Raw genomic sequence first — 24222 nt, forward strand, 5'->3', positions numbered from 1 at the left:
CGGCGTCCGCCCCCGGGGACAAGTTCTGATTCTGGAGCCTCAGGCCACCGGATACCCGGCCCGGCCGATGGCCTCGTAGGCGACAAACCCCGCCGCCTTGGCGTCCTCGGGGGCGTAGATGTTGCGCAGGTCGGCGAGCCGTGCAGTGCTCATGCCCCCCGCCAGGCGCTTCAGATCCAGCGCGCGGAACTCGTTCCACTCGGTGAGGATGACCAGCAGGTCGGCGCCCTCGGCCGCGGCATAGGGGTCTTCCTCCCAAGCCACGCCCGGCAGCAACGCCTCGCCTTCGCGCTTGCCCTGCGGATCGACCACCGACACCGAGGCCCCGCCGCCGACCAGCGACGGCACGATGGTCAGCGCGGGCGCGTCGCGCATGTCGTCGGTGTTGGGCTTGAAGGTGACACCCAGCACCGCGACCTTCTTGCCGTTGAAGCTGCCGTCACAGAGGTCGAGCAGCTTGTCGGTCATCCGCCGCTTGGTGTCCTCGTTCACCTTGATCACCGTCTCGACGATGGAGATCGGCGAGGCGAACTCCTGCCCGATGCGGGCCAGCGCCTTGGTATCTTTCGGAAAGCACGAGCCGCCATAACCGGGGCCTGCGTGCAGGAACTTATTGCCGATGCGCCCGTCGAGCCCCATGCCCTTGGACACGCTTTTCACGTCCGCGCCGACCTTCTCGCAGAGCGCGGCGATCTCGTTGATGAAGGTGATCTTCGTCGCGAGGAAGGCGTTGGCGGCGTATTTGATCATCTCGGCGCTCTCGAGATCGGTGGTGACGATCGGGAAATCACGCAGGTAGAGCGGGCGGTAGATGTCTTCCATCACCTTGGCGGCGCGGTCGGTCTCGACGCCGACGACCACGCGGTCGGGCTTCATGAAATCGTCGATCGCCGCGCCCTCGCGCAGGAACTCGGGGTTGGAGGCGACGTCGAACTCGAGCTCCGGGTTCGCGGCGGCGACCACCTGCTGCACCTTGCGGTTCGTCCCCACGGGGACGGTCGATTTCGTGACCACGACGATGTAATGATCGGCGGTCTTGGCGATCTCTTCGGCGGCGGCCATCACATAGGTCAGATCGGCATGGCCATCGCCGCGGCGGGTCGGCGTGCCGACGGCGATGAACACCGCCTCGGCGCCATCGATGGCCGACTTCAGATCGAGGGTAAACGACAGTCGCCCGGCCTCGACGTTCTTGGCCATCAGCGTATCGAGCCCCGGCTCGTAGATCGGCACCTCACCGCGCTCCAGCATCTCGATCTTGCGCGGGTCCTTGTCCACACAAACCACCTCGTGGCCGAAGTCGGAAAAACAGACGCCAGACACAAGCCCCACGTAGCCGGTGCCGATAATCGCAATTTTCATGAGAGCCCGTCCCGATAAGTGATTTTGCGAGGGTTATGAGGCTGGTGCCGCCCGATTTGCAAGAGAGGGTGCGGCTTCGGTGCCTCGCTGAGCAGGGATCCGGCACCACCTTTTGCGAAATCCGCCGAGTTTCCCGGCTCGGCTCTTTTGTCAGCGGAATTTCCCCGATAGACAAGCAGCGAGATATTGATAGGACGAGAAAACTTCATCGCATGTTGGAAATTGAAGAAACCGCCCTGCCCGGTGTTCTGGTCCTGACCCCGCGCCGGTTCGGTGACAACCGCGGGTTCTTTTCCGAAAGCTGGAACAAGGACCGCATGGCGCAGCACGGGCTCGACTATGACTTCGTGCAGGACAACCACTCGCTTTCTGCCAAGGTCGGCACCGTGCGCGGGCTGCACTTCCAGGCGCCGCCGCATGCGCAGGCCAAGCTGGTGCGCTGCGGGCGCGGGGCACTCTTCGATGTCGCCGTCGACATCCGCGAAGGCTCGCCCACCTATGGGCAGTGGGTCGGTGAGGAGTTGAGCTTCGAGAACGGCCGTCAGCTGATGATCCCGGCAGGCTTCCTGCACGGCTTTGCCACGCTCGAGCCGGACACCGAAATCATTTACAAATGCACTGATTACTACGCGCCCGAGTGCGACGGTGCGGTGCGCTTCGACGATCCCGAGATCGGCATTGATTGGGGCGTGGACCTTTCGGACGCTGTGCTTTCGGAGAAGGACGCCGCCGCGCCTTTCCTGAAAGACTTCGACAGCCCGTTCACCTTTGAAGGATAAGCCCAGATGAAACTCCTGATCACCGGCGGCGCCGGCTTCATCGGCTCGGCCGTGGTGCGCCTGGCAATTGCCCGCGGCCACGAGGTGGTGAACCTCGATGCACTCACCTATGCCGCCTGTCTGGAGAACGTGGCCGAGGCCGCGCAGAGCCCGGCCTATGCCTTCGAACAGGCCGACATCCGCGACCGCGCGGCGCTCGACCGCGTCTTTGCCGCCCACAAGCCCGACGCGGTGATGCATCTCGCTGCCGAGAGCCATGTGGACCGCTCGATCGACGGCCCGGGTGATTTCATCGAGACCAATATCACCGGCACCTACAACATGCTCGAAGCCGCCCGCGCCTATTGGGTGGCGCAAGGCAAGCCCGAGAGCTTCCGCTTCCATCATATCTCCACCGACGAGGTCTTCGGCTCGCTGCCCGCCGATCCTTCGGTGCAGTTCACCGAAGACACGCCCTATGATCCGCGCTCGCCCTATTCGGCCTCCAAGGCCAGCTCGGACCACCTGGTGCGCGCCTGGCATGAGACCTACGGGCTGCCGGTCGTTCTGACCAACTGCAGCAACAACTACGGGCCCTATCACTTCCCCGAAAAGCTGATCCCGGTGGTGATCCTCAACGCGCTGGCCGGCAAGCCGCTGCCGATCTACGGCACAGGCGACAACATCCGCGACTGGCTCTACGTCGAGGACCACGCCGACGCGCTGCTGCTGGTGGTGGAAAAGGGCGCGCTGGGGCGCAGCTACAACATCGGCGGCGAGAACGAGCGCACCAACCTTGAGCTGGTGAAGACCCTGTGTGCGATCCTCGACGGCAAGCGCCCGAAAGAGAGCGGCAGCTACGCCGATCAGATCACCTTCGTCACCGACCGTCCGGGCCATGACGCGCGCTACGCCATCGATCCCAGCCGCATCCGCGAAGAGCTGGGCTGGCGCCCCTCGGTGACCGTCGAGGAAGGGCTCGAGAAAACCGTGCAATGGTATCTCGACAACGAGGCCTGGTGGCGTCCGCTGCAGGAACGGCATGGCGTCGGTGAACGTCTCGGCACCGGAACCGGCGCCGAGAAAGCCCCGGCATGAAGGTTCTTGTTTTCGGAAAGACCGGCCAGCTCGCCATGGAACTGGCGCGCCGGGCCGGGAACGTGACGCTTGAAATGCACGGGCGGGAGACCGCGGATTTCTCGGATCCCGTCGCCTGCGCGGCGCTGGTCGCCGCCTCGGACGCAGATGCGGTGATCAACGCCGTCGCCTATACGGCGGTCGACAAGGCCGAAGAGGAAGAGGCGCTTGCCACCTGCGTCAACGGCGACACCCCCGGCGCCATCGCCCGGGCCTGCGCCGAAAAGGGCCTGCCCTTCGTGCATGTCTCCACCGATTACGTCTTCGACGGCTCGGGCGAGGCACCCTTCACCGCCGATCACCCCACCGCCCCGCTCGGTGCCTACGGGCGCAGCAAGCTCAAGGGTGAGGAGGCGGTGCGCGCCGCCGGCGGCGCCTTCGTCATCCTGCGTACCTCCTGGGTGGTCTCGGCGCATGGCAAGAACTTCGTCAAAACCATGCTGCGGCTCGGCGCCGAGCGCGACCGGCTGACCATCGTCGCCGATCAGATCGGCGGGCCGACCTCTGCCGCCGACATCGCGGATGCCTGCCTCGAGATCGCGCGTCAGCTGGCCGAGGACCCCGCCAAGAGCGGCACCTACCAGTTCTCCGGCGCGCCAGACGTCAGCTGGGCCAGTTTCGCCCGCGGCATCTTCGATCAGGCCGGGATCACTTGCGAGGTGACCGACATCCCCTCCAGCGCCTACCCCACGCCGGCCAAGCGCCCGCTCAACTCGCGCATGAACAACAGCGCGACCGAAGCGGCCTTTGGCATCGCGCGGCCGCAGTGGCGCGACGGACTGCGCGAGATCCTCGCGGATCTGGAGGCAGACCGGAAAACGGTGACGCAATGACCGGACTTCTGCGATACGCACGCACCGAGGATGTGACCCTGTCTCAGAACAAGGCGCATGCCTTTGCCGCGCATAATGCGCTGGTGCACTACCCCTCGGGCGCGATCTACAGCTTCATCCCGAAGAACGCCTGCTCGACCCTTCGCTACTCAATGGCGATCGCCAATAATTGCATCGCCGGCCCAGAGGACTGGACCTGGATCCACCTCAACAACGGCACCTTCTCGGCCAGCTTGCCGGATCTGGTGCGCGCGCCGTTCAGCTTTACCGTGCTGCGCTGCCCGCACGCGCGTCTGGCCAGCGTCTTTCTCGACAAGATCGTCGACAAGACCCCCGAGCTCTGGCAGCTCTATCGGCTGACCCGCGACGGCTTTGACCCCGATGCCCTGACCTTCCGCGACTTCATCACCCTGCTGGACGAGGAGGACCTGCTCAAGGTCAACATCCACTGGCGCCCGCAGGAAGATTTCCTCGTCTACGAGCGCTACAGCCATGTCTTCGCGCTGGAGCGATTCCGCGAGGCCGTGCCGATCCTGCAAGACGAGATCGGCTTCACCGTACAGGACGCCCGCGCCCTCACCGGGCATGGCACCGACCGGGTCGAGATGATCCGCGAGGGCAGTTTCGCCGATACGCCGATTTCCGAACTGGCACAGATGAAACGCGGCGGCAGCCTGCCCGCCCACGCCCAGCTTTACGACGAAGCGCTCGCGCGCCAGGTCGCGGCGCTCTATGCAGGCGATTTGACCCTCTATGCCGCGCATCTCGATGCGCAGTTGCTTTCTTTCCCAGACCTTCTCCCGACTTGAGGCAATTCTCCCAATGACCAAGCGTAAAGGTATCATCCTCGCAGGCGGCTCCGGAACCCGGCTCTATCCCATCACTCTGGGTGTGTCGAAGCAGCTTCTGCCGGTCTACGACAAGCCGATGATCTACTACCCGCTGACCGCCCTGATGCTGGCCGGGATCCGCGAGATCTGCCTGATCACCACGCCGCAGGACCAAGAACAGTTCAAACGCACGCTCGGCGACGGCAGCCAATGGGGCATCGAGCTGACCTATGTGGTCCAGCCCAGCCCCGACGGGCTGGCACAGGCCTATCTTCTGGCCGAAGACTTTCTGGATGGCGCCCCCTCGGCGCTGGTTCTGGGCGACAACATCTTCTACGGCCACGGGCTGCCGCAGATGATGGCAGAGGCCGATGCGCGCGAGACCGGTGGCACCGTTTTCGGCTACCGGGTTGCCGATCCCGAACGTTACGGCGTGGTGGATTTCGACGCCGACGGCCGCGCCACCTCGATCATCGAGAAACCCGAGGTGCCGCCCTCGAACTACGCGGTCACCGGCCTCTACTTCCTCGACGGCACGGCACCGGAGCGCGCCAAGAAGGTCGAACCCTCGCCGCGTGGCGAGCTGGAGATCACCACGCTGCTGGAAATGTATCTGCACGAAGGCCTACTCGACGTGAAACGCATGGGCCGCGGCTACGCCTGGCTCGACACCGGCACCCACGGTTCGCTTCTGGACGCCGGCAACTTCGTGCGCACGCTGGAAAAGCGTCAGGGTCAGCAGGCCGGCTGCCCCGAGGAAATCGCCTTCGATCAGGGCTGGATCAACCGCGAGCAACTGGCGGCCCGCGCCGAGAAGTTCCGCAAGAACGACTATGGGCGGTACCTTATGGGACTACTCCGGGGTTGACCCGCGGCAGAAACTCCGCAGTTTCTGCGTCGCGGCTCGGAAGCCATTAGCGGGCGCCCCGCAGCCTGTTCAGCAGCCCCCGAACAGGCCCGGTCAGCCGCCAAGAAGTGCTATTACGCAACGCCTCCAGGTCCTTGGAGAGGCGCCTCACTTCCTGCAGATGCGCCTCGCGCGATGCTAGGGCTTCGCTTAACTGCGCCTCGCGCTTTCGGCTCGCCGCCTGAAAGCTTGCGCGATCGGTGGAGACCATCGAGACCCGCGCCCTGAGCTCGGCGATCAGGGCCCTATCTTGGGCCGAACTGTCGCGCAGTTCGGCGAGTTCCACTGACAGCACGTCATTTCTCTTTTGCCCGCGATCGGTTTCCGCGGCCAGCGCGGCGCGATGCTGCGCCTGCGTATCTTCAAGAGCGACTTCAAGGACACTCTTCTCCGCCCGCAGCCTACCTAAGTCGTACTCGAGCCGTTCAGCGCGGTCGGTTTCCGCGATACGCTTCTCTTCCGCGACCTTCGCTTGCTCCGCCGCCTGCTCTGCTTCCAGCCCGCGCTGCGCCAGAGCGCTCTGCATCTGAGAGACGTCATTGCGTGATTGGTGCCAGGACTGCTCGATTTCCTCGATTTGCGTGTTCTTACGTGCCAGTTCGGCGCGCACGTCCCCGAGTTCGTCCTCGATTGACCTGAGCCGCCCGGTCAGGCCATCGCGTTCGTTCTGCAGTGCTGTAAGGCGACGGCCGTCGCGTTCTACGTGCTCCGACAGTTCAGCGTTTCGCTCCTCCGCCTCACCCAGTCGGCCGTCGAGTTCCGACACCTTCCTCCGTGCATCGGCGAGTTCCTCCTGCAACGCCTCCCGCTGCTGCCGAGCGACGTTGATCCGCTGGGTCAATTCCACCTCCCGGGCTTCGGCCGCGGCGACCTCCTGCTGCACGGTCTCCAGCCGAGTGTATAGACTGAAACGGTTGTCCTCCGGGCCGCCGACCAGCTGTCCGAAGGCCGGAGCCGCCGCGTTGAATTCAGCACGGATCCGGTCCAGCTGTTTATGATCCCCCTTGGTCTCCTTCTGGTACACCCAACGCTCGAGAATTTCGTAGGCCTCACGCACCCAAGCCGAAAACGCCGGGTTCTCGATGACTTTTTCAGGCACTTCGTCGAAATGTCGCAGCCCACGCGAAAGGAACGCCTCGATCTCCATCGAGCTACGGTCATCGAAATCCGGAAAGACCACGCCTAGGCCGTCTTGGATCGTCGCGACCTGCTGCACCCAGTTATGCAGCACCGCCGTATAGCTGGTGGTGCAGCGCGGCATACCACGCGTACCGGCTTCAGAATCAAGTACGTGGCGCAGCCAAACGAGCATCCCCTCCGAGGCATCTATGCCGTCCCGTGTATTCAGCGACTTGGCGACTTCAAGCGGATTGCGATGGGCCAGAATAGGCAAAAACTGGAACCCGGCCATACGCGCGGCCTCGGCCCAGAACGGCACCATGCGACAAATGCGTGGGTCCTTCAGCACTCCCAACGGCAACTCCCCAAACTCGTGTATCAGGACATCTCGCGCTTTGTGTAGATAGGCTTGCCCCTGCGCTGACGCGAACCAACTGGGATTGATTTCCCGCCAGTCGCGCCAGCTCGATTTCACTACCCGCAGGACTTCATCGTTGAATTGATAGACCCGTAAGCTCTCGAAATATCCCTTGGGATTGTTCTCGTTGGCCGGCATCGGGGACTTCGGCATCCCGCATCCAAGATGATGAAGAATGCCACCGAGCGCCGATGTTCCGGACCTGTGCATCCCTAGGACCACGACCAGTTGCCGAACTGGAGCGTCTGGCCCAGTAATACGATCTTGCTTGCTCATATTGCCGCTTTCATCTTTGGTCTCCCCCGTTGTTCCCATCGCATGCGGAACCGATACCTCTGCTCTCCCACACCGAGTCGCCCAACTTTCAATTGTCGCCAGCCCAGAGCACAAGGAAGCCGCCGGAGACATCAGTCGCGGCACAACAGTCGCTGCCACACCCGCCGTCTTCTCATTCCAGCACAGCAATCTTTGCTGCTATCGCTTTTGTCGCCGCCCGCCCTATATCCTCTCGGCTCAGCGCCTCCGGCGTTACCCATACCGTCCATTCATAATCTGGAAAGTTTTTATGCGACAACGCCTTACCCCGCGCCATAGTGTCGAGGGTGCGCTCCTTATCCCAATCGAGCGGCAGCTGCTGCCATGGCGGAGGCAATGCCATCTTCACATCGGAAAATACGTAGCAGTCGAAAAACGGCAGACCCAGGTCGGGAAGCTCCTGCGCGGCACCCTGTCCCGAAACCACCGTGCACAGGGCGAAAGGGCGGCACACACGTTTACGGAAGCGAGCGTAATGCACGACGTCCGGCCCAAGCACCACCTCCATATATGCGCCATTGCGATCAGGAATGTAATCCACCTCCGCCCGGTCGTGCCCCGAGGCGAGCCCAGGCCGACCAAAGCCACCCTTCAACCCCAGATGTAGGCAGGGGTGAGCATCCACCAAGTACTTTTTACCCTCGAAACTATGCCACCAGTAGCGGTCCAGCACACCTTTTTCCCGGACCTCAGGAAATCCGGTACGGCAGACCGCTGCCAAATGCTCCCAGGCATGCCCCCGTCGAAAGGCGCTCTGCGCGAAGGCGGTGTGAGCCGGGGGATGACCGTGTTTCCAAGCCCGGCCTTGCAAGTGATAGTAGCGGATCAGGTTCAGTCCGACGAGATCGTAGCATTCGAGCCAGGGCAGCATGAATTCAGCGTAGAGGGGCGAGTACCAGTCATCGTCTTCAACGATCAGCACTCGGTCGGCACTGACATGCTCCAGCGCTGCCAGCACGTTGCAGGACAACGTGTGCGGCGGATCGTCTGGGGCCGGGTCCCGGCGCACGTAGGTGACCCAGTCGGGCAGCGAAACCCTTTCGAGCAGGGGCATTCGGCCATCATCCACCACGATCCATTCCTGCGGCTGTACCGTCTGCGTCGCCACCATCCGGATGCACTGGCGAAATGCCTCTGGTCGGTCGCCAGTCGGGGTGATGATGGCGTAGTCCGCACGTTGCGCAACCGCGCGAGAGGCCTCGTCGTAAACCCGCGAAGAGCCCAAACCCGGCTCCCGTCCTGCGACCATCGCCTCGACCCGGCGACCAATCCAGCCGGTCTGCAGCGACTGCAGCAGCTGCATCATCGGCACGTAGCTGCGCGGGCTCTCGTCCGGCAAGCCAGACAGCACCTCCACCGCGGCCGAAAGATCAAGGCAGGACGCCAGCGCCACCTGTCCGCCCATCGCCTGGGACAACAGCCCGGCGAGACGCTCGCCGGCATGAGCAAGCTGGCCGTCGCGCTGCACCTTGCCAGCTGAGAATTCGGCCGGATCGATGCACCCAAGCAGCTGCTCGGCCACCGCAGCGCGCATCCAGAAGAAAGTGCCCGCGAAGAAGCCCCAGTCCTGGTCCAAGGCAGCCCCCGACAATCCAGCCTTCTCCAGGAGCCGCCCAAGTTGCACGCCGTTTTCCATCACATAGCTCGGACCATGCAGGAACAGCTCGCGCGTACCGCCCAGCATCAGCTCGGGCTGCATACGGAATAGCTGCTCAAACTGCGCTACCCGCGCACTGCTGCCGACCGTGCCGCGCAGCAGCGCCTCGCGCCAGATGGAGGGAAGCTTGTCACCGACCTTGCTGTGCAGCTTGCAAAAGAACGCGTATTTGCCCGGACCGATCCGCTGCAACACTTGCAGAAAAGCACCTACGTCTTGCCCAAGATTATCCACTGCCACGGGGACCGCACCAGGAAAAGCGTCCCGAATTATCGCTTCGGAGTGCGCCTGCGAGCCGCGCGGGTAGCTAACGTAACGGTCCACCGTTTCAGGAAAATTTGCGAGCGCCCGGCGCAGGTCGTCGAAACATCCGGGATGAAACGCATGCACGATCACCGCGTAATCCGAGCAGGGCGTGGGCAGAGTCGGCTCAGCGGCTGCCTCGGCAACGGGCTGCAGCGCACCGGTCTCATGCCCCGTGCGCCCCTCGGCGCGGCCATGCCGCTCGTAGTGCAGCAACGGATTGAGTCCGGCGGCCGCAACATCGGGGTTGGCCGCAAGATAGCCTTGGGTGCTGAATTCCGGCCCCGGGTCGTAACCGACTAAGGCACCTGTCTTCAGGTAGTGCCGCGCGGCGTCGCCCCGCACGTCCGCATAGCTCTGACGATACCAACCCGCGTCGAAAAACCGACTGTTCCGAATACATTTCTCGTCACGCGAGCGCAGCAAAGCCAAGACAGGTCTCCGTCCGTGTCACTTCATCGACCGCCTCGGCGCTCCGCCGCGACAGCTTGCCAGATCCCGCTTGAGCGGGCCCGGCCACTTGCTTAGGTCGCGCCTAGCCCCCCGTCAACGCGCCAAGCGCCCCCGACCCGGCTTGTCGCCTCGTCTCGTGTCTGCCAAAAACCTTGGGAAAGACCGGAGTTGTTCCCGACGTAAGGCAAACATGGCCCATTCCCCTTCCAGCCCGCACCCCGGCTCCGACACTACCGGCGGCGAGCACAATCCCCCCGTCGTCCCCCCGGTCCGCCTGCTGCTACACGGCTCGGAGGACCGCACACTTGGCGGGCCTAGCGTGCGGGTGCCGCGCACTGCTACCGCACTGCGCGACATCGGTGTGCCGGCACAGGCGGCGCTTTATCGGCGCCCATCGGATATCCCCGAGGATAACGTGCATCTGTTCAATGTCTGGCCACCGACCAGCGCGCTGCAGGCGCTGCGCCAGCTGAAGGCGGCGGGCAAGCGGGTGGTGTTCTCGCCGATCTACCTCGATTTCTCCGAGCGCCCTACGTGGTCCCTCGGCGCCTCCGAACAAGAACGCAGCGCCATGCGGCGCCACCTGCAGGGCCGCGGGCGGCAGCATGAGATCGTGCCGGGCTACCACGCGATGGTGCGCGAGATGCTGGCACTGGCCGACCATGTGGTCTTTCTCAGCGAAGCCGAGCGCGCAGTGCTGGAACAGATCGGCGCCGAGGTGCCCGACGCGCGTGCCAGCCTCGTGCACAACCCAGTGGATGCGACGCTCTGGCAGGGCGGCGATCCCGCGCCCTTCCGAGAGGCTTACCTGCAGGGCGCCGAAAGCACCGACTACGTGATCTGTGTCGGTCGCATAGAGCCGCGCAAAAACCAGCTGGCGCTGGTCCGCGCGCTGCGCGGTCTGCCGCTGCGGCCGGCGCTGGTCGGCCATGAGGGAGATCCGGCCTATGCCGCGCAAATCCGCCAAGAGGCCGGTACCAATCTGATCCGCCCCGGACGTCTCGCCCCCGGCGGCGAGACGCTGCGCTCGGCGCTGGCCGGGGCCCGCGCCTTCGTGCTGCCGAGCTGGGCCGAAGGCGCCTCGCTCGCCGCGCTCGAGGCGGCGGCGGCGGGCGTGCCGCTGATCCTGTCGGACCGCTCTTCGGAGCGCGAGTACTTCGGCGATCTGGCGCGCTACTGCGATCCCGGCGATCCCGAGAGCCTGCGTAGCGCGCTGCGCGACACCCTCGCCGATGCGGACGCTGCGTCTCGCGCCGAAGCGCTGCAGCGCCGGGTCGCGCAGGAACTTAGTTGGCCAAGCCATGCCCGGGCCACCGCCCAAGCCTATGCAAAGGCCGAAGAGATGCCAGTAAAACCGCTGCAGAGGCCGCACTGGCCGCTGCGGCAGGCCGACCACTGGGCGGTCGATCTGACCGCACTCACCCGCCCCGATCTGCCGCGCGAGGTGCAACGCAGCACCGAGGCGCTGGCGCGGGCGTTGCACGCTCAGAATACTCCGCCGAAAGCTATCTTCTGGTGTCCCGTAAGGCGCTGCTTTCTCGATCTGCCAGACAGTTTTCTCAGCCCAGCCGACGCGCAGCGCTATGCCGCGCGTACCGCTGCGGATCACAGCCTGCCCCCCGTCTCTCTCGCCCCAGGCACCGCGCTGCTGGTCGCCGGCGGCGCTTGGGGGTGTGACGAGGCGCATCTGCGCGGGCTCGAGGCGCTCAAGGGCCTCAGCGGCGGCGCCCTGATCGCCCTCACGGCAGACGCCGGCCCCTGCCTGCGCCCCGATCTCTTTGGTGCCGAAAACGCCGAGGGCTACGCTGCGCGGCTGCACCGACTCGCGACGCTGGCCGACCAGCTTGTCACCCCCTCGCCCGCCGCCCGTGCCGAGCTGATCCAAGCGCTGCAGAGCGCGCCAGAGCCGCCGCGCGCCGAGGCGATCTCGGCCCTGCCCTTACCTACCCTGCCCGTGCCCGAGGGCGCCCCTGACCCGGCTCTGACCGCCCGCTTCTCCGAGGAACGTTTCGCGCTGGTGCCCGGTGCGGTCGGCACGCGCGGCAACCTTGATCTGCTGATCCGGATCTGGGCGCGTTTTGCCGCCGAAGGGTGGCACCCAGATCTGCATTTGGTGATCGCCGGCGGCATCGCGCCGGACGGCGAAGACCTGGCCGGGCGCATCGCCCGTGATCCCCGGCTCGACGGGCGCGTGCACCTGCTGGAGGCCGAAGGCGCCGATCTCGCCTGGCTGCTGCGCAATACGCTGATCACCCTGTGCCCATCGCAGAGCGAAGGCTGGGACTGGCCGGTGACCGAAAGCCTCGCACAAGGCACGCCGTGCCTCGTCGCCGAGATCCCGACGCTGGCCGACCCGGAACTGACTGGCGCCGCCCGCGCGGGCGTGGAGGCACTCGACCCCGACGACCTGCCGGCCTGGCAAGCGCGCCTCTCGGCGCATGCCGACACTCCGCCCGCCCGGCTGACCCAAACGCCGCAGGGCACCTGGGCAGAGCCTGCGACCGCGCTGGCGGCACTGGCCCTGTCCCCGCAGCCGGTGCGGCTGGCGCGCAACCTACGCGCCGGCGAAACCGCCCCGGCGGGCTTTCACGCACCGCCGCAAGCGCTGCAGTTCGGCGCGGGCTGGCACCCGGCCGAAGAAGGTCTCCGCTGGGCCGCCTCGGATCGCGCCGAGGTCCGGGTCCGTGCCGATGGCCTGCTGCGCCGAGCAGAGGAGGCAGCCGCTCCGGATCATCTGCTCATGCACCTGCATCTGCACAGCACCCTGCCCGAGACGCGCCGCGCCCGCCTGCGCGTCAGCAGCGGCCCGGCCTGCCTTTTCGACAGCGCGATCACAGGGGCCAGCCTGCCCCGCGATCTCATGCTCCGGGTGCCAACCAGCGCGCTCGACGACGAGGACTGCCTGCCGCTCACGCTCGAGTTCCCCGTGCTGCCGGCCATGCCCGATGCCACCGCCGAGACGCGACCGCCCCCCGACCAAGAGCCGCTGCAGAGCGCAGCGGCGCGGGGGATCGGCCTCGTCTCGGTCTGCCTGCTCGATCCGACGCTGAACAACCCGCTCGCCGCCGTGGCTCAATCGGCGCATTGGAGCGAAGGACGGCACCCGCAGGAGGTCGACTTCGCGCTCGAGCCTCACCGCGAGGTGGTCGCTCCGGGGCTGCAGTTTTCCCCCGGCTGGGGCGTCGGCAGCCTGCATCCGCGATTTGCCCTCTTCGTGCCGCTGCTGCCCGGCGCGGGTCCGCAAACGCTTGCCTTGACCCTACGTCCCGTGGCCTCTCCGCAAGCGCCCTCCGGCGCCCGCATCCTCTGGAACGGGCGGCAGTTGGCCGAGTGCACATGGACCGACAGCCAGCCGGTCGAACTCACACTGGCGCTGCACGCCGCAGACCTGCAGACCGGACCGGCGGTTCTCGAGATCGTACCGACCGCTCTGGCCACCCCTGCCGATTTGCACCTCGGACACGAGCGCGGGCTGGCCGGGCTTGGCGTGCTGGACCTCGCCCTCACCCCCCAAGACCTTTCCGCCTCAGCCGAGTGACCGCCATGCAGATCGCCCCCAAAAATCTCTTCGAAGCGCCGCTCGAACGCCCCACTCTGGCGCCCGGCATCCGGCTGGGCCGCGGCTGGCACGCCGAAGTAGGCGCGGCCTGGTCGCGCAGTAGGCTCGCCCGGCTGCTGGTCTTGGCCGAGCAGTATCCTGACCCCGTGCCGGTGCTGCTGCGCCTGCGCGCTTTCGACGCCGCGCCCAACCGGCCCCGGCAACTGCGCGCCGAAAGCCCCGGCCATGCACCCGTGAGCCTGACGATCACCACTCCCGAACCCGTGGCGGTGCTGCTGCACACGCCGCACCACGCGCCGGGGGCCGAGATCAGCGAGATCAGCCTAGAGCTTGATCAGCTTGGCAGCCCCTTCCTGAGCGGCCGCAGCCCCGACGAGCGGCTGCTCGGCCTGTCAGTCACCGAGATTCAGCCCGGCGCTCCGGACATCGCCTTCCCGCTGGAGTTCACCACCTCCGGCGCTGCCGCGTCGGCACTGGTCGAGGGCTGGGCCCCGCCGGAGGCGGGGGGCAGCTGGTCGCTGGGGTCGAGCGCGGTGCTGCATCTGCCCGGGTATCTGTCCCCCGGTACTGCCACTGAACTGGTCTTCGAGGGCAACACGCTGCCACGCTCGGCCGAGCAGCCACCGCTGGAGATCGACCTCCGCGAGGCAGGCAGCGTATTGGCCAGCTGGCGCATCACCTCCGACACCGCCGGACCTTGGGTCTGCCCCCTGCCCGACTGGACGGATGCACGTGACCGCCGTTTCGAGCTGGTCATCCGCAACACCATGTCGCCGCACTCTCTGGGCATCAACGCCGACACCCGGGAACTGGGCCTGCAATTGCAGAGGCTCAGCCTGCGCTCTGGCGATTGACGCAACGTCCCCACAACCCTTCCGGGAGACACCCGCAGAACCGCTTATGACACGCCCATAAACCGTGCCCTCGATGTAGCACCCGGTGAGACCGGGGACGGGGTGCGACCATGCGCGCTTGATCCTCCTCAGGCCGCCCACTATCACAACGCCGACAGGCTGTGTCACAGGGACATCAGGAGCCGGCGCGGGCCGCCCCGGACCGAGAATTTCAAGGACAGGAACTTATGAAGACAGCATTCATCACCGGCATCACCGGCCAGGACGGCGCCTATCTCGCCAAGCTTCTGCTCGAGAAGGGCTACAAGGTGCATGGCGGCGTGCGGCGCATCTCGCAGCCCGAGACCACCCGGCTGGAGCTGCTGGGGATCGCCGATGATGTGGAGCTGCATGAGTTCGACCTGACCGAGCAAAACAACATCTTCCGCACCATCCAGAAAATCGAGATGGACGAGTTCTACAACCTCGCGGCGCAGAGCTTCGTCGGCGCGTCCTGGGAGCTGCCGGTCTATACCGCCGATGTTGACGGCATGGCGGTGGTGAAAATTCTCGACACGCTGCGCACCCTGCGCCCCGACGCCCGCTTCTATCAGGCCTCGACCTCCGAGATGTTCGGCCTCGTGCAGGAGGTTCCGCAGCGCGAGACCACCCGTCTCTACCCGCGCTCGCCCTATGGCGTGGCCAAGGTCTACGGCCATTACATCACCATGAATTACCGCGAGAGCTTTGGCCTGCACGCCAGCTCGGGCATCCTGTTCAACCATGAAAGCCCGCTGCGCGGGAAGGAATTCGTCACCCGCAAGATCACCCTCGGCCTGGCGCAACTGGCGCACGGCGGGGACGCGGCGGTCGAGCTCGGCAACATGGACGCCAAGCGCGACTGGGGCTTTGCCGGCGATTACGTCGAGGGCATGTGGCGCATGCTGCAGCAGGACGTCGCCGACGATTACGTGCTGGCCACCGGCGTGACCACCACCATCCGCGACTTCTTCACCTTCGCCGCCGAAGAGCTGGGCATGGATCTGGCCTGGGAAGGCGAGGGCGAGAACGAGACCGCCACCGACCGCAAGAGTGGCAAGCTGGTGATGAAGGTGAACCCCAAATTCTTCCGTCCTGCCGAGGTCGACCTGCTGATCGGCGATGCCTCCAAGGCGCGCGAGAAGCTCGGCTGGGAAGCCAAGACCGACATCCGCGGCCTTGCCGCGATGATGGCGAAATCCGACTACGACGCGCTCGCCTGAGCCGGGAGACATCACCATGAGCATCGCCGGCACTCCGCTGACCCGAAAGCTGCGCTCGGCTGCCCGCCGCGCGCTCAAAGGCCCGCTCGATCTCAACGGCCACCAGTACCACGGCGCCTTCCGAGGCAATGTGGACGGTCTGTCCGACGAGGGGGTGATCCGCGGCTGGGTGATCCACCGCGAAAGCAAGAAGGGGCGGGTGCCGGTGGCGATCTATGCCGGCGACACATTGCTTGACGCCGGCATCGCCGATGCGATCCGTGAGGACGTGCGCGCCGCCACCGGTGGCGAGGCGGCGTGCGGCTTCCAGTTCGGCCTGTCGGATGCTATCTACCAAAAGATCGTCGCCGCTGGCGGCAAGGTCAGCATCCGCACCGAGGGCGCCGGTGCCGCCGAGCTCGGCACGCTGGAGCTGCGCGCCGACGCCAGCAACCCCGGCATCGGCGCCGATGTGGTGACCCGTGCGCGCTTTGCGCTGAAGCACGACCTCGAGGCGCTACTCGACCTGCTCGAGGACACCCCCGAGGCAGCCGAGCCCCTGCCGCCGGTGGTGCAGCCGCCCTTCACCCATCACGGCACGATGTTCACCAAGGAGCCTCTGGTCCCCGACATCCCCGAGAGCGGCCAGCCGGCCTATCTCGACTACGTGCGCTACCGCTACCGGATGGACGAGCATTACGCGGTGGAGAAAGGGCTCGAGAGCGCCGACCGCTTCCTCTACTGGTATCTCACCGCCTACCGCGGTCAGGAAAAGCGCCGCACGCCGCTCTCGGCCGAGCAGCTCGACTACCTCAACACGCCGCTGGTGATGGGCGGGCAGAGCTTTGCTCTCAGTCGCATCATCTGGTGGCGCCTGTCGGCCCGGCCCGACCTGATGGCCAAGCTCAACCTCAACGACCGCGACAACTACATGGACGTGCTGTTCTGGTGGGCCCATCAGGACGTCACGCATCTCTATTTCGAGGATTGCCTCGTCCCCGACCGTTTTGCTGACGCGCTACGCGGCGTGCACCCCTCGCGGCGGCTCGACGCCTTCCCGCTAAGCTATTTCACCGAGCGCTTCTTCCTCGACAGCCCCAAGCTGCACTTCCTCGACCCGGGCAGCGCCGAGGGCCGCAAGACGCTGATGCTGTCGATGCTGCTCGGCGCCGCGCGCCGTCCCGACCTGCTGCGCTACATGCCGCGCACGCAGATCAACGCGCTGCTGAGAGAAAATCCCGAAAACGAGAACGGCGCCTCAGACTTCGAGGTCTTCGTCAACGGGCTGATCGCCGCCGGCCATGCGCAGGAGGCCGCGCTCGACAAGGCGGCAGAGAGCGAGACCGCCGAGGCCCCCGCCGCGCCCGAGCATATCGCCCTGCCGCGCGACCATTTCGCCGCGGCGCTGCGCCAGAAGTTCTTCGATCTCGACAGCTATTCCTTCCTGACCCGCGACCATGAGGGCAACCGTTTCGAGGCCGCCGCGCTGCCGATCCCGCGCCCCGACCGCGAGGAAGTGGACGTGCAGCTCATCGGCCCGCTCGCCAAGGCCTCGGGCCTCGGTCAGGCCACGCGCCTCTCGGCGGCGATCCTGCGCGAGACCGGGCTGAACGTGCGCGGCGTCGATTTCGACCTCGACAACCCGGCGCCGGAGGGCTTCTCCTCGGAGACGCTGATCGAGGAATACGGCCCGGCGAAGATCAACATGATTCACCTCAACGCGGAATCGACGCCGCTGGCCTTCGCCTATCAGCCCGATGTCTTCTCGAACGCCTACAACATCGGCTACTTCTTCTGGGAACTCGATAAGCCCGCATACTGCCACTACCTCGGCATGGAGTTGCTCGACGAGATCTGGGTGTCCACCGAATACGGCGTCGAGATGTACAAGCCCGACGCCAAGGGCAAGCCGGTGGTCAACGTCGGCATGTGCTACGAGGAACACCCCGACATCACCCGCGAGGCCGCCCGCGGCTTCGTCAACCGCCGCTTCCGCTTCGACGACAGCCACTACGTCTGCCTCGTGGCCTTCGACAGTTTCTCCTTCGTGCAGCGCAAGAACCCGGTCTCGGTGCTCAAGGCCTTCCAAAAGGCCTTCGAGGGCGTGCCGAACGCTCGGCTGGTGGTGAAGACGCAGAACCGCGACAGCGTGTTCGACCCGGTGCAAGTGAACCTCTGGGACCGCGTCGACGCGATCATCTCCAGCGATCCGCGCATCGTGGTGATGAACGAGACGCTGAGCTACCGCGACCTGCTGCAGCTCAAGGCCGGCTCGGACTGCTATATCTCGCTGCACAAATCCGAGGGCTGGGGCTTCGGGATGATCGAGGCCATGGCGCTGAAAGTGCCGGTGATCTGCACCGCCTATTCGGGCAACATGGATTTCTGCTCGGAGGAAACCACCTGGCTGGTGGACTACCAAGAGACCGAACTGCGCCAAGGCGATTACATCTTCGTGCGCCCTGGCTCGGTCTGGGCGGAACCATCGGTCGAGGACGCCGCGCGCCAGCTGCGCGCCGCCTATGACGACCCGCAGGCCCGCACCGCCAAAGCCGAGGCGGCCTATACCCACATCCGGGAAAACTTCTCGGCGCCGGCCATCGCCAAGCGCTACGGCGGACGGCTGCGCGAGATTCTCGCGGATATGAACGGTAAGATGGCGTCCTGACACCCATTTCGCGCGCGCCTACTCGGTAGGGATGCGTGCCTATAATGCACCCAAAACGGGACTCGCCCGCTCAAGAGGCACACGAACATGACGAACACGCAAACGCCGGAATTGAGTCGTGAAGATATCAGGCACGCTTATCAGCTCTTCCTAGGACGAAAGCCAAACGAGTCCGAACTGGACCGTATGCATGAGCATGGGCACAACTACGACAGCATCCGCCGTACTTTCCTGAACTCGCCAGAATTCCAGAAAAAGAACGGTTGGGTTCAGCAAGCGGTCAGCGGTTCGGGCACCACAACACCCGAAAAGGCGAAAACGCTGATTCACCTGCACGTACCGAAATCCGCTGGGAGCACGCTGACCGCAATCCTCGCACCAACCTGCCCGCAAACCACCCACATGACGGTCGGCGACAATAATCTACAGCATCTCAGTGGACTTGGGCTGCAGCGCCGAAGCGAACTACGCTTCATCTTTGGCCATCTTTCTCATGGTGTCGCACGCCACCTGCCACAAAGTTGCGCCTACATCACAGTGCTACGGGATCCCGGCAACCGGCTTCTGAGCTACTTCCGCTACATACAGCGCATTACGGACCACCCCCTTCATGTCCAAGTTGCCAAAAAGAAGATGAGCTTCGGCGATTTCTTGGAATATGCCGCTGACACACCCGAAGTTCGTCTGGAGTCCGACAACGGACAGGTCCGGCGACTTGCCGGTTACGCACGCCAGATTGAAAGCATCGGTCAGGAAGAAAAGCTGTTCCAAAAAGCTCTGCACAATATTTTCGCCGAAGATATTGTCTACGGCTTCACCGAATATTTCGACGACTTCCTTGAACGTCTAACCAAGCGGAAGATCATTTCCGGCCATAAGGATACTCGGCTGAACATGGCACCGGAAAAGACCGAAATCGCACCGGTTCTCGCACAACTGAACGCGCCCCAGAAAGAGCTCTTCGATCAATTCAACTACTGGGACAACAAGTTTTACGAAATCTGTAAATCTGCCTACTTTGCTTCTGATCCTAACACTTAAACGGTTTCAAACATGATCACCCCCATCCTGCTCTGCGGCGGCTCCGGTACTCGGCTCTGGCCGCTGTCGCGCAAGAGCTATCCCAAGCAGTTCACCGATGTGATCGGCGAGGAGAGCCTGTTTCAGGCCTCGGCCCGGCGCTTCACGGGGAATGGCTTTTCCGACCCCGTGGTGGTGACCGGCAACGACTTCCGCTTCATCGTCACCGAGCAGCTTGACGATATCGGCCTCAAGGCAGCGGGGATCATGATCGAACCCGAGGGGCGCAACACCGCGCCCGCGGCCATCGCTTCGGCGCTCTTTGCCGCCAAGGCCAATCCCGACACGATGATCCTGCTGGTCCCTTCAGACCACGCGGTGGCTGACCCCGAGGCGTTCCGTGCTGCTGTCGCCAAAGGCCGCGTCGCCGCCGAAGAGGGGCAGATCGTCACCTTCGGCATCGCCGCCACTCGCGCCGAGACCGGTTACGGCTGGCTCGAGGCCGGCGAGGCCACCCACGACGGCGTGCACGCGCTGACCCGTTTTGTCGAAAAACCCGATGCCGCCCGCGCCGAAGAGCTCTTCGGCGACAAGCGCTACCTGTGGAATGCCGGTGTGTTCCTCGCGTCGGCACAGACCTTCATCGCCGCTTTCAAGGCACATGCACCGGAAATCTATGCTGCCGTCGAGGCGGCGCTGGAGGCCGGACACGAGGATCTGAGCTTCACCCGGCTCGACCCGGACCTCTGGGCGCAGGTGCCCGAGGATTCCATCGACTACGCGGTGATGGAGAAGGCTGAGAACGTCTCGGTGGTGCGCTTCGACGGCCATTGGTCGGATCTCGGCGGCTGGGAGTCGGTCTGGCTGGAGTCCGAGAAGGACGAGAAGGGCAACGCTCTGTCCGAGCACACCACTGCTTTCGACTGCGAGAACACACTGCTGCGCTCGGAAACAGGCGAGATCGAACTGGTCGGCATCGGACTGAAGAACACCGTCGCCGTGGCCATGCGCGATGCGGTGATGGTCGCCGATATCTCGGAAAGCCAGAACGTCAAGAAGGCGGTGAAGGAGCTCAAGGCGCGCGGTGCCAAGCAGGCGCAGCACTTCCCCGTCGATCACCGCCCCTGGGGCTGGTACGAGACGCTGGTGCTGGCCGACCGTTTTCAGGTCAAACGCATCCATGTGCACCCCGGCGCCTCGCTGTCCCTGCAAAGCCATGTGCACCGCTCCGAGCATTGGATAGTCGTGGCGGGCACCGCCAAGGTCACCGTCGACGACAAGGTGCAACTGCTCACCGAGAACCAGTCGGTCTATATCCCGCTCGGTGCCGTGCACCGGATGGAGAACCCCGGCAAGGTGCCGATGGTGCTTATTGAGGTGCAGACCGGCAGCTATCTCGGCGAGGATGATATCACCCGCTACGAGGATAAATACGCCCGCGGTCAGGGTGCCAAGGGCTGATCCGGGGACGCGCTACGCATCCGGTAGCCCCCCACAAACAGACCAACCGGCGCCCCGCGGCGCCGGTTTTTTTGTTCCCGACCTGTCTCTGACACAGGCCTAGACCCAACGTCCGACCGCCATCACCGCGCTGCCCACAGCAACCCGCGCGCCGGTCAGGTCCCAAGCCGAGATCCCGGCCGAGCCCGCCGCCACCGATCCCGCCGACAGCAGATGCGCGCCGCCCGAGGCGCAGTTGCCGGTCACCACTGGCGGCGCTGCGAAATCCGCCGGGTAGCTCCAACTCACCGCACCCGCGGCGCTGCTGGTCAGCGTGTGCCAACAGATCTGAGTGCCATCGGCGAGCCGGAGGTAGGCACCCCCGGCGCCCTCTCCGGTCTCGAGCAACGCGCCGGTGCTTTCCCCCGCCAGCTGCGCCACGGTGCCCAGCACTCCCGAGCCGCTGAGCGTACCATCCACCCGCACGCCCTGTGGCGCATGCGCCCGCCCAGAGGCGGCCTCAAAGCTGAGCGCCGTCCGCCAAGACGCGCCATCCTCCGAGACCTTCACCGAGAACTCATCACTGCCCGCGCAGCCCATCTCGGCCCGCCCCGACCAGCCGGTCTGAAAAAGCAGGCTGCCGGTGTCGCCCGCCGCCGCCTTGTTGATCTTCAACTGGTGCCCCGCCCCCTCGTGGCTGAGCAGGCTCGCCGCCGCGGCGACCGAAAGGCGGTTGGTCATATCGGGCGCGGCATTCACCCCCAGCAGTCCGGTCTGCCCCTGCGGCGGCAGCGGCATCGCCTGCCAGTCGCCCCCGCGCCAGACCAGTTCCACCGCCTCATCCAGCACGAAGACCCGCCAGCCAGCACCCGGCCCGAAGACTCGCCAGGCCGTGCCATCCCAGAGCGCCAGCGCCCCGGCCTCCAGCCCTGCCCAGCCACCGCTGGCACCGGCAGGCAGAATGTAGCGAGCCCCGGTCTCAGGAGCGGCAGGCGGCGCGGCCATCGAGCGGCTCAGCACCGCCAGCTGCACCACCGCATCGAGCAGCGTCAGCGCCTCGTTGTGGGTGACATGTTTCTGCGCCTGCGCCGGTGCCAGAAAGGGCAGCGACAGGTTGGCGGATAGCTCGGACATTAACGGGTCTCCCTGCGCCGTGGGCTTTGCGCAGAGGGTGAGACGCACGAGTTAAGCGAATGCGGCCCTACCGTGCGCCCGGAGCGTTCCGGGCGCAACGGCGCAAACCCCCAAAACAGGGTCGAAATCAGCCCCGATCAGGCCAGTTCGAGCCGTGCTCCGGTCAGGAACTCAAGCTCGGTGTCCAGCAACGTCAGCGCCAGATCGCCCTGCGCCAGCACCAGATCGTCGCCCTCCTGCACGAAGGCCGCGCGGGCCGTCGCCTCGTCGGCGAAGCCGAAGCCCTCGAGGCGCAGCGTGTCCCAAGCCTCGAAATCGGCCACGGTGGAGGTGCCCCCCGAGCTGGCGGAGAAGACGAAGATATCCGACCCTGCCCCGCCGATCAGAAGGTTCTCCCCATCGCCACCGTCCAGCACATCATCCGTGCCCTGCGCCCGCATCCAGCTTTCCAGCGCATCGGCGGTGGCGGCCGCGAACTCGGTGCTCTGGGCAAAGCCGCGCACCACCTCCGCGCGGCTCATGCCTGCGTCCAGCCGTCCGGTCCAGCTCTCCAGCCCGGCCGCGTCGCCCTCGCGGCCCAGCACGTTGCGATAGAGCAGACCGACGAAGCCCGCGCTACCGAGCGCGCCATAGGTCGCCTGGAACTCGGCGCTCTGCACGAAGCCGTCGACCACGCTCAGATACTCGCGCCCCTCGGCCAGACGGGTGCTCCAAGCCTCGAAGCCGGCAGCATCCGGCGCACGATCCAGCGTCGCCTGATAAAGCCGGAACACATCGTCTCCCCATCCCTGCGCCGAGGCCGCAACCGCAGCGTTATAAACCGCGCCGCGGGTGCTTGAGACGAATTCGGCGCTTTCCGAGAAGCCCAAGACCACCTGCTCGCGGCTCATGCCGTCCTTGAGCCGTGCAGTCCAGCCGGCCAGCCCGCCGTCATCAGCCTCACGGTCCAGCACGTTGCGATAGAGCTGCGCGACGAACGCTGTATCGGTGAGCGCGCCATAGGTATTCTGGAACTCAAGGCTGCCGGTGAAGCCCGCCGCCGCTTCTGCCAGCGTGCGCTCGCCGGTGAGCAGACGCTCGGTCCAGCCGGCAAAACCGCTGGCATCGGGGCTGCGGCCCAGCGTGGCCTGATAGAGCCGGAACACCTGCCCCGAAAGCTCGGGCAGATGCTGCGGGTCCAGATCGTCGCCGATCAGCGTATCATCTCCCGATGCACCGGTCAGCGTATCGGCACCGCCATTGCCAATCAGCACCTGATCGTAGCCATCGCTGCCATTCAGCGCCTCGGCGCCGGTGCTGCCGCGCAGCACCGTCTCGACCGCTTCTTCCTGCACCGCCTGTGCCTCATCGGCAATCGCATCGACCTTGAGGTTCTCCGACCCCATGCTGATCGTATAGCTGACCGCGCCGTCGATCCCGGCGCCGGTGAAGCTAAGCTCGTAGACACCGCTCGGCAGCACCATCTGATAACCGCCCGAGGCCCAGCTGGTGGTGGTATAGGTGCCGCTCGCGCCGGTGGCGGTGACGGTGATGCCGCCCAGCCCCTCGCCGATGTCGTAGAAGTCGTCGCCATCGGCATCGTCGATCACCACGCCCAGCAGCTGCGCCTGATACTCCGAGCGCGTGCCGAAATCCTGCGTCACCACATAGGGGCCGACGTCGAGCCCATCCGGCGCCTCGAGCACGCCGATGCCGATCTCGGTGACGGTGCCCGAGAGGATGGCGTTGCGGTGCCCGGCCGGGTTCTGCATGCCGCCGGTGCCCGCGCCCCAATCGATATAGAAACCCGCATGCCCGTGCAGTGGGTCCTGCGTATAGGCAAAGACGTTCTCGTTCAGCCGCGACCAGCCATCGTAGCCTGCCGCCTCGATCCGGGTGCTGAGATTGGCCTCCCCGTCCATCTGGTGGCCCTGCATATCGGCATCGATCATCGCCTGCGAATGATCTTCCGCCGCCGCGGCCAGCGCGCTGTTCCAAGCCAGCGGCGCCACCGGATCATACTCGGCCAGCTGTTCGGCGAAGAGATCGAGATCGACACCGAAATACCCCAGCGCATTGGTGATATTGGCCTGCACCGCGGTCCCGCTCGCCGCGTCAGCGATCATCGCGGCAAACTCGCCCTGCGGATCGATCCGGGCGCGGTTGATATATTCCAGCATCAGCTGCTCGAAGGCGGTGGGGGTCTGGCTCGACATGGCGTCCTGTGCGTCCTGTTCGGGTCTCTTGCGGGGTCTT

General features: G+C 65.4%; 16 protein-coding genes. 11 read left to right on the top strand and 5 right to left on the bottom strand.

Annotation, left to right across the window (positions count from 1 at the left end):
* Window positions 1-39 precede the first annotated feature (39 nt).
* Window positions 40-1362: a UDP-glucose/GDP-mannose dehydrogenase family protein gene (locus G0A00_RS18605; RefSeq protein WP_164214223.1), complete on the bottom strand. Its 1323-nt coding sequence runs from the start codon at window positions 1360-1362 to the stop codon at window positions 40-42.
* Window positions 1363-1574: 212 nt separating this feature from the next.
* Here G0A00_RS18605 and rfbC point away from each other — a divergent pair, with 212 nt between their 5' ends.
* From rfbC to rfbA, 5 genes are read left to right on the top strand one after another with little or no spacing between them, the layout of a single operon-like run.
* Complete coding sequence (rfbC, locus tag G0A00_RS18610) at window positions 1575-2141, top strand: dTDP-4-dehydrorhamnose 3,5-epimerase (RefSeq protein WP_164184355.1); 567 nt, start codon at window positions 1575-1577, stop codon at window positions 2139-2141.
* A 6-nt stretch (window positions 2142-2147) separates the two neighbouring features.
* Entirely contained in the window at window positions 2148-3218 is a 1071-nt protein-coding gene (gene rfbB / locus G0A00_RS18615) for a dTDP-glucose 4,6-dehydratase (protein ID WP_164184354.1), read from the top strand.
* Window positions 3215-4090, top strand: coding sequence for a dTDP-4-dehydrorhamnose reductase (gene rfbD, locus G0A00_RS18620; protein WP_164184353.1), 876 nt, complete (start codon window positions 3215-3217; stop codon window positions 4088-4090). Before rfbB ends, rfbD begins: the two co-directional genes overlap by 4 nt.
* A complete protein-coding gene (locus G0A00_RS18625; protein WP_164184352.1) occupies window positions 4087-4899 on the top strand; it encodes a sulfotransferase family 2 domain-containing protein in 813 nt (270 codons plus the stop codon). The genes rfbD and G0A00_RS18625 overlap by 4 nt, the downstream gene beginning before the upstream one ends.
* A 13-nt stretch (window positions 4900-4912) precedes the next feature.
* On the top strand, window positions 4913-5788 hold the full coding sequence (gene rfbA / locus G0A00_RS18630) for a glucose-1-phosphate thymidylyltransferase RfbA (protein WP_164184351.1): 876 nt from the start codon (window positions 4913-4915) through the stop codon (window positions 5786-5788).
* A 46-nt stretch (window positions 5789-5834) separates the two neighbouring features.
* Here the strand turns inward: rfbA and G0A00_RS18635 are convergent, their stop codons facing one another.
* Together G0A00_RS18635 and G0A00_RS18640 are read right to left on the bottom strand one after the other, a co-directional pair.
* A complete protein-coding gene (locus tag G0A00_RS18635; RefSeq protein WP_164184350.1) occupies window positions 5835-7502 on the bottom strand; it encodes a hypothetical protein in 1668 nt (555 codons plus the stop codon).
* A gap of 310 nt (window positions 7503-7812) precedes the next feature.
* Complete coding sequence (locus G0A00_RS18640; RefSeq protein ID WP_164184349.1) at window positions 7813-10071, bottom strand: rhamnan synthesis F family protein; 2259 nt, start codon at window positions 10069-10071, stop codon at window positions 7813-7815.
* 211 nt (window positions 10072-10282) lie between these two features.
* Here G0A00_RS18640 and G0A00_RS18645 point away from each other — a divergent pair, with 211 nt between their 5' ends.
* The 6 genes from G0A00_RS18645 (at window position 10283) to G0A00_RS18670 (ending at window position 20874) form a co-directional block, all read left to right on the top strand.
* Complete coding sequence (locus tag G0A00_RS18645) at window positions 10283-13630, top strand: glycosyltransferase (RefSeq protein WP_164184348.1); 3348 nt, start codon at window positions 10283-10285, stop codon at window positions 13628-13630.
* Between the two features lie 5 nt (window positions 13631-13635).
* Window positions 13636-14505 (top strand): hypothetical protein, encoded by an 870-nt coding sequence (locus G0A00_RS18650; protein WP_164184347.1) that lies wholly within the window; start codon window positions 13636-13638, stop codon window positions 14503-14505.
* 227 nt (window positions 14506-14732) lie between these two features.
* A complete protein-coding gene (gene gmd / locus G0A00_RS18655; protein ID WP_164184346.1) occupies window positions 14733-15746 on the top strand; it encodes a GDP-mannose 4,6-dehydratase in 1014 nt (337 codons plus the stop codon).
* A 16-nt stretch (window positions 15747-15762) separates the two neighbouring features.
* Window positions 15763-18393 carry a glycosyltransferase gene (locus tag G0A00_RS18660; protein WP_164184345.1) on the top strand — a complete coding sequence of 877 codons (2631 nt, stop codon included), beginning with the start codon at window positions 15763-15765 and terminating at the stop codon, window positions 18391-18393.
* An 87-nt stretch (window positions 18394-18480) separates the two neighbouring features.
* Window positions 18481-19434 (top strand): sulfotransferase family 2 domain-containing protein, encoded by a 954-nt coding sequence (locus G0A00_RS18665; RefSeq protein WP_164184344.1) that lies wholly within the window; start codon window positions 18481-18483, stop codon window positions 19432-19434.
* Between the two features lie 12 nt (window positions 19435-19446).
* A complete protein-coding gene (locus G0A00_RS18670) occupies window positions 19447-20874 on the top strand; it encodes a mannose-1-phosphate guanylyltransferase/mannose-6-phosphate isomerase (protein WP_164184343.1) in 1428 nt (475 codons plus the stop codon).
* A 99-nt stretch (window positions 20875-20973) separates the two neighbouring features.
* On the opposite strand, the gene G0A00_RS18675 is transcribed toward G0A00_RS18670, so the two are convergent.
* Window positions 20974-21987, bottom strand: a complete 1014-nt coding sequence (locus G0A00_RS18675) for a DUF2793 domain-containing protein (protein ID WP_164184342.1) — start codon at window positions 21985-21987, stop codon at window positions 20974-20976.
* Between the two features lie 137 nt (window positions 21988-22124).
* Window positions 22125-24182: a DUF4214 domain-containing protein gene (locus tag G0A00_RS18680; protein ID WP_164184341.1), complete on the bottom strand. Its 2058-nt coding sequence runs from the start codon at window positions 24180-24182 to the stop codon at window positions 22125-22127.
* Between the last annotated feature and the right edge of the window lie 40 nt (window positions 24183-24222).

This window comes from Salipiger sp. PrR002 (assembly GCF_010500775.1).
In the GTDB taxonomy this organism is placed as follows: Bacteria; Pseudomonadota; Alphaproteobacteria; order Rhodobacterales; family Rhodobacteraceae; genus Salipiger.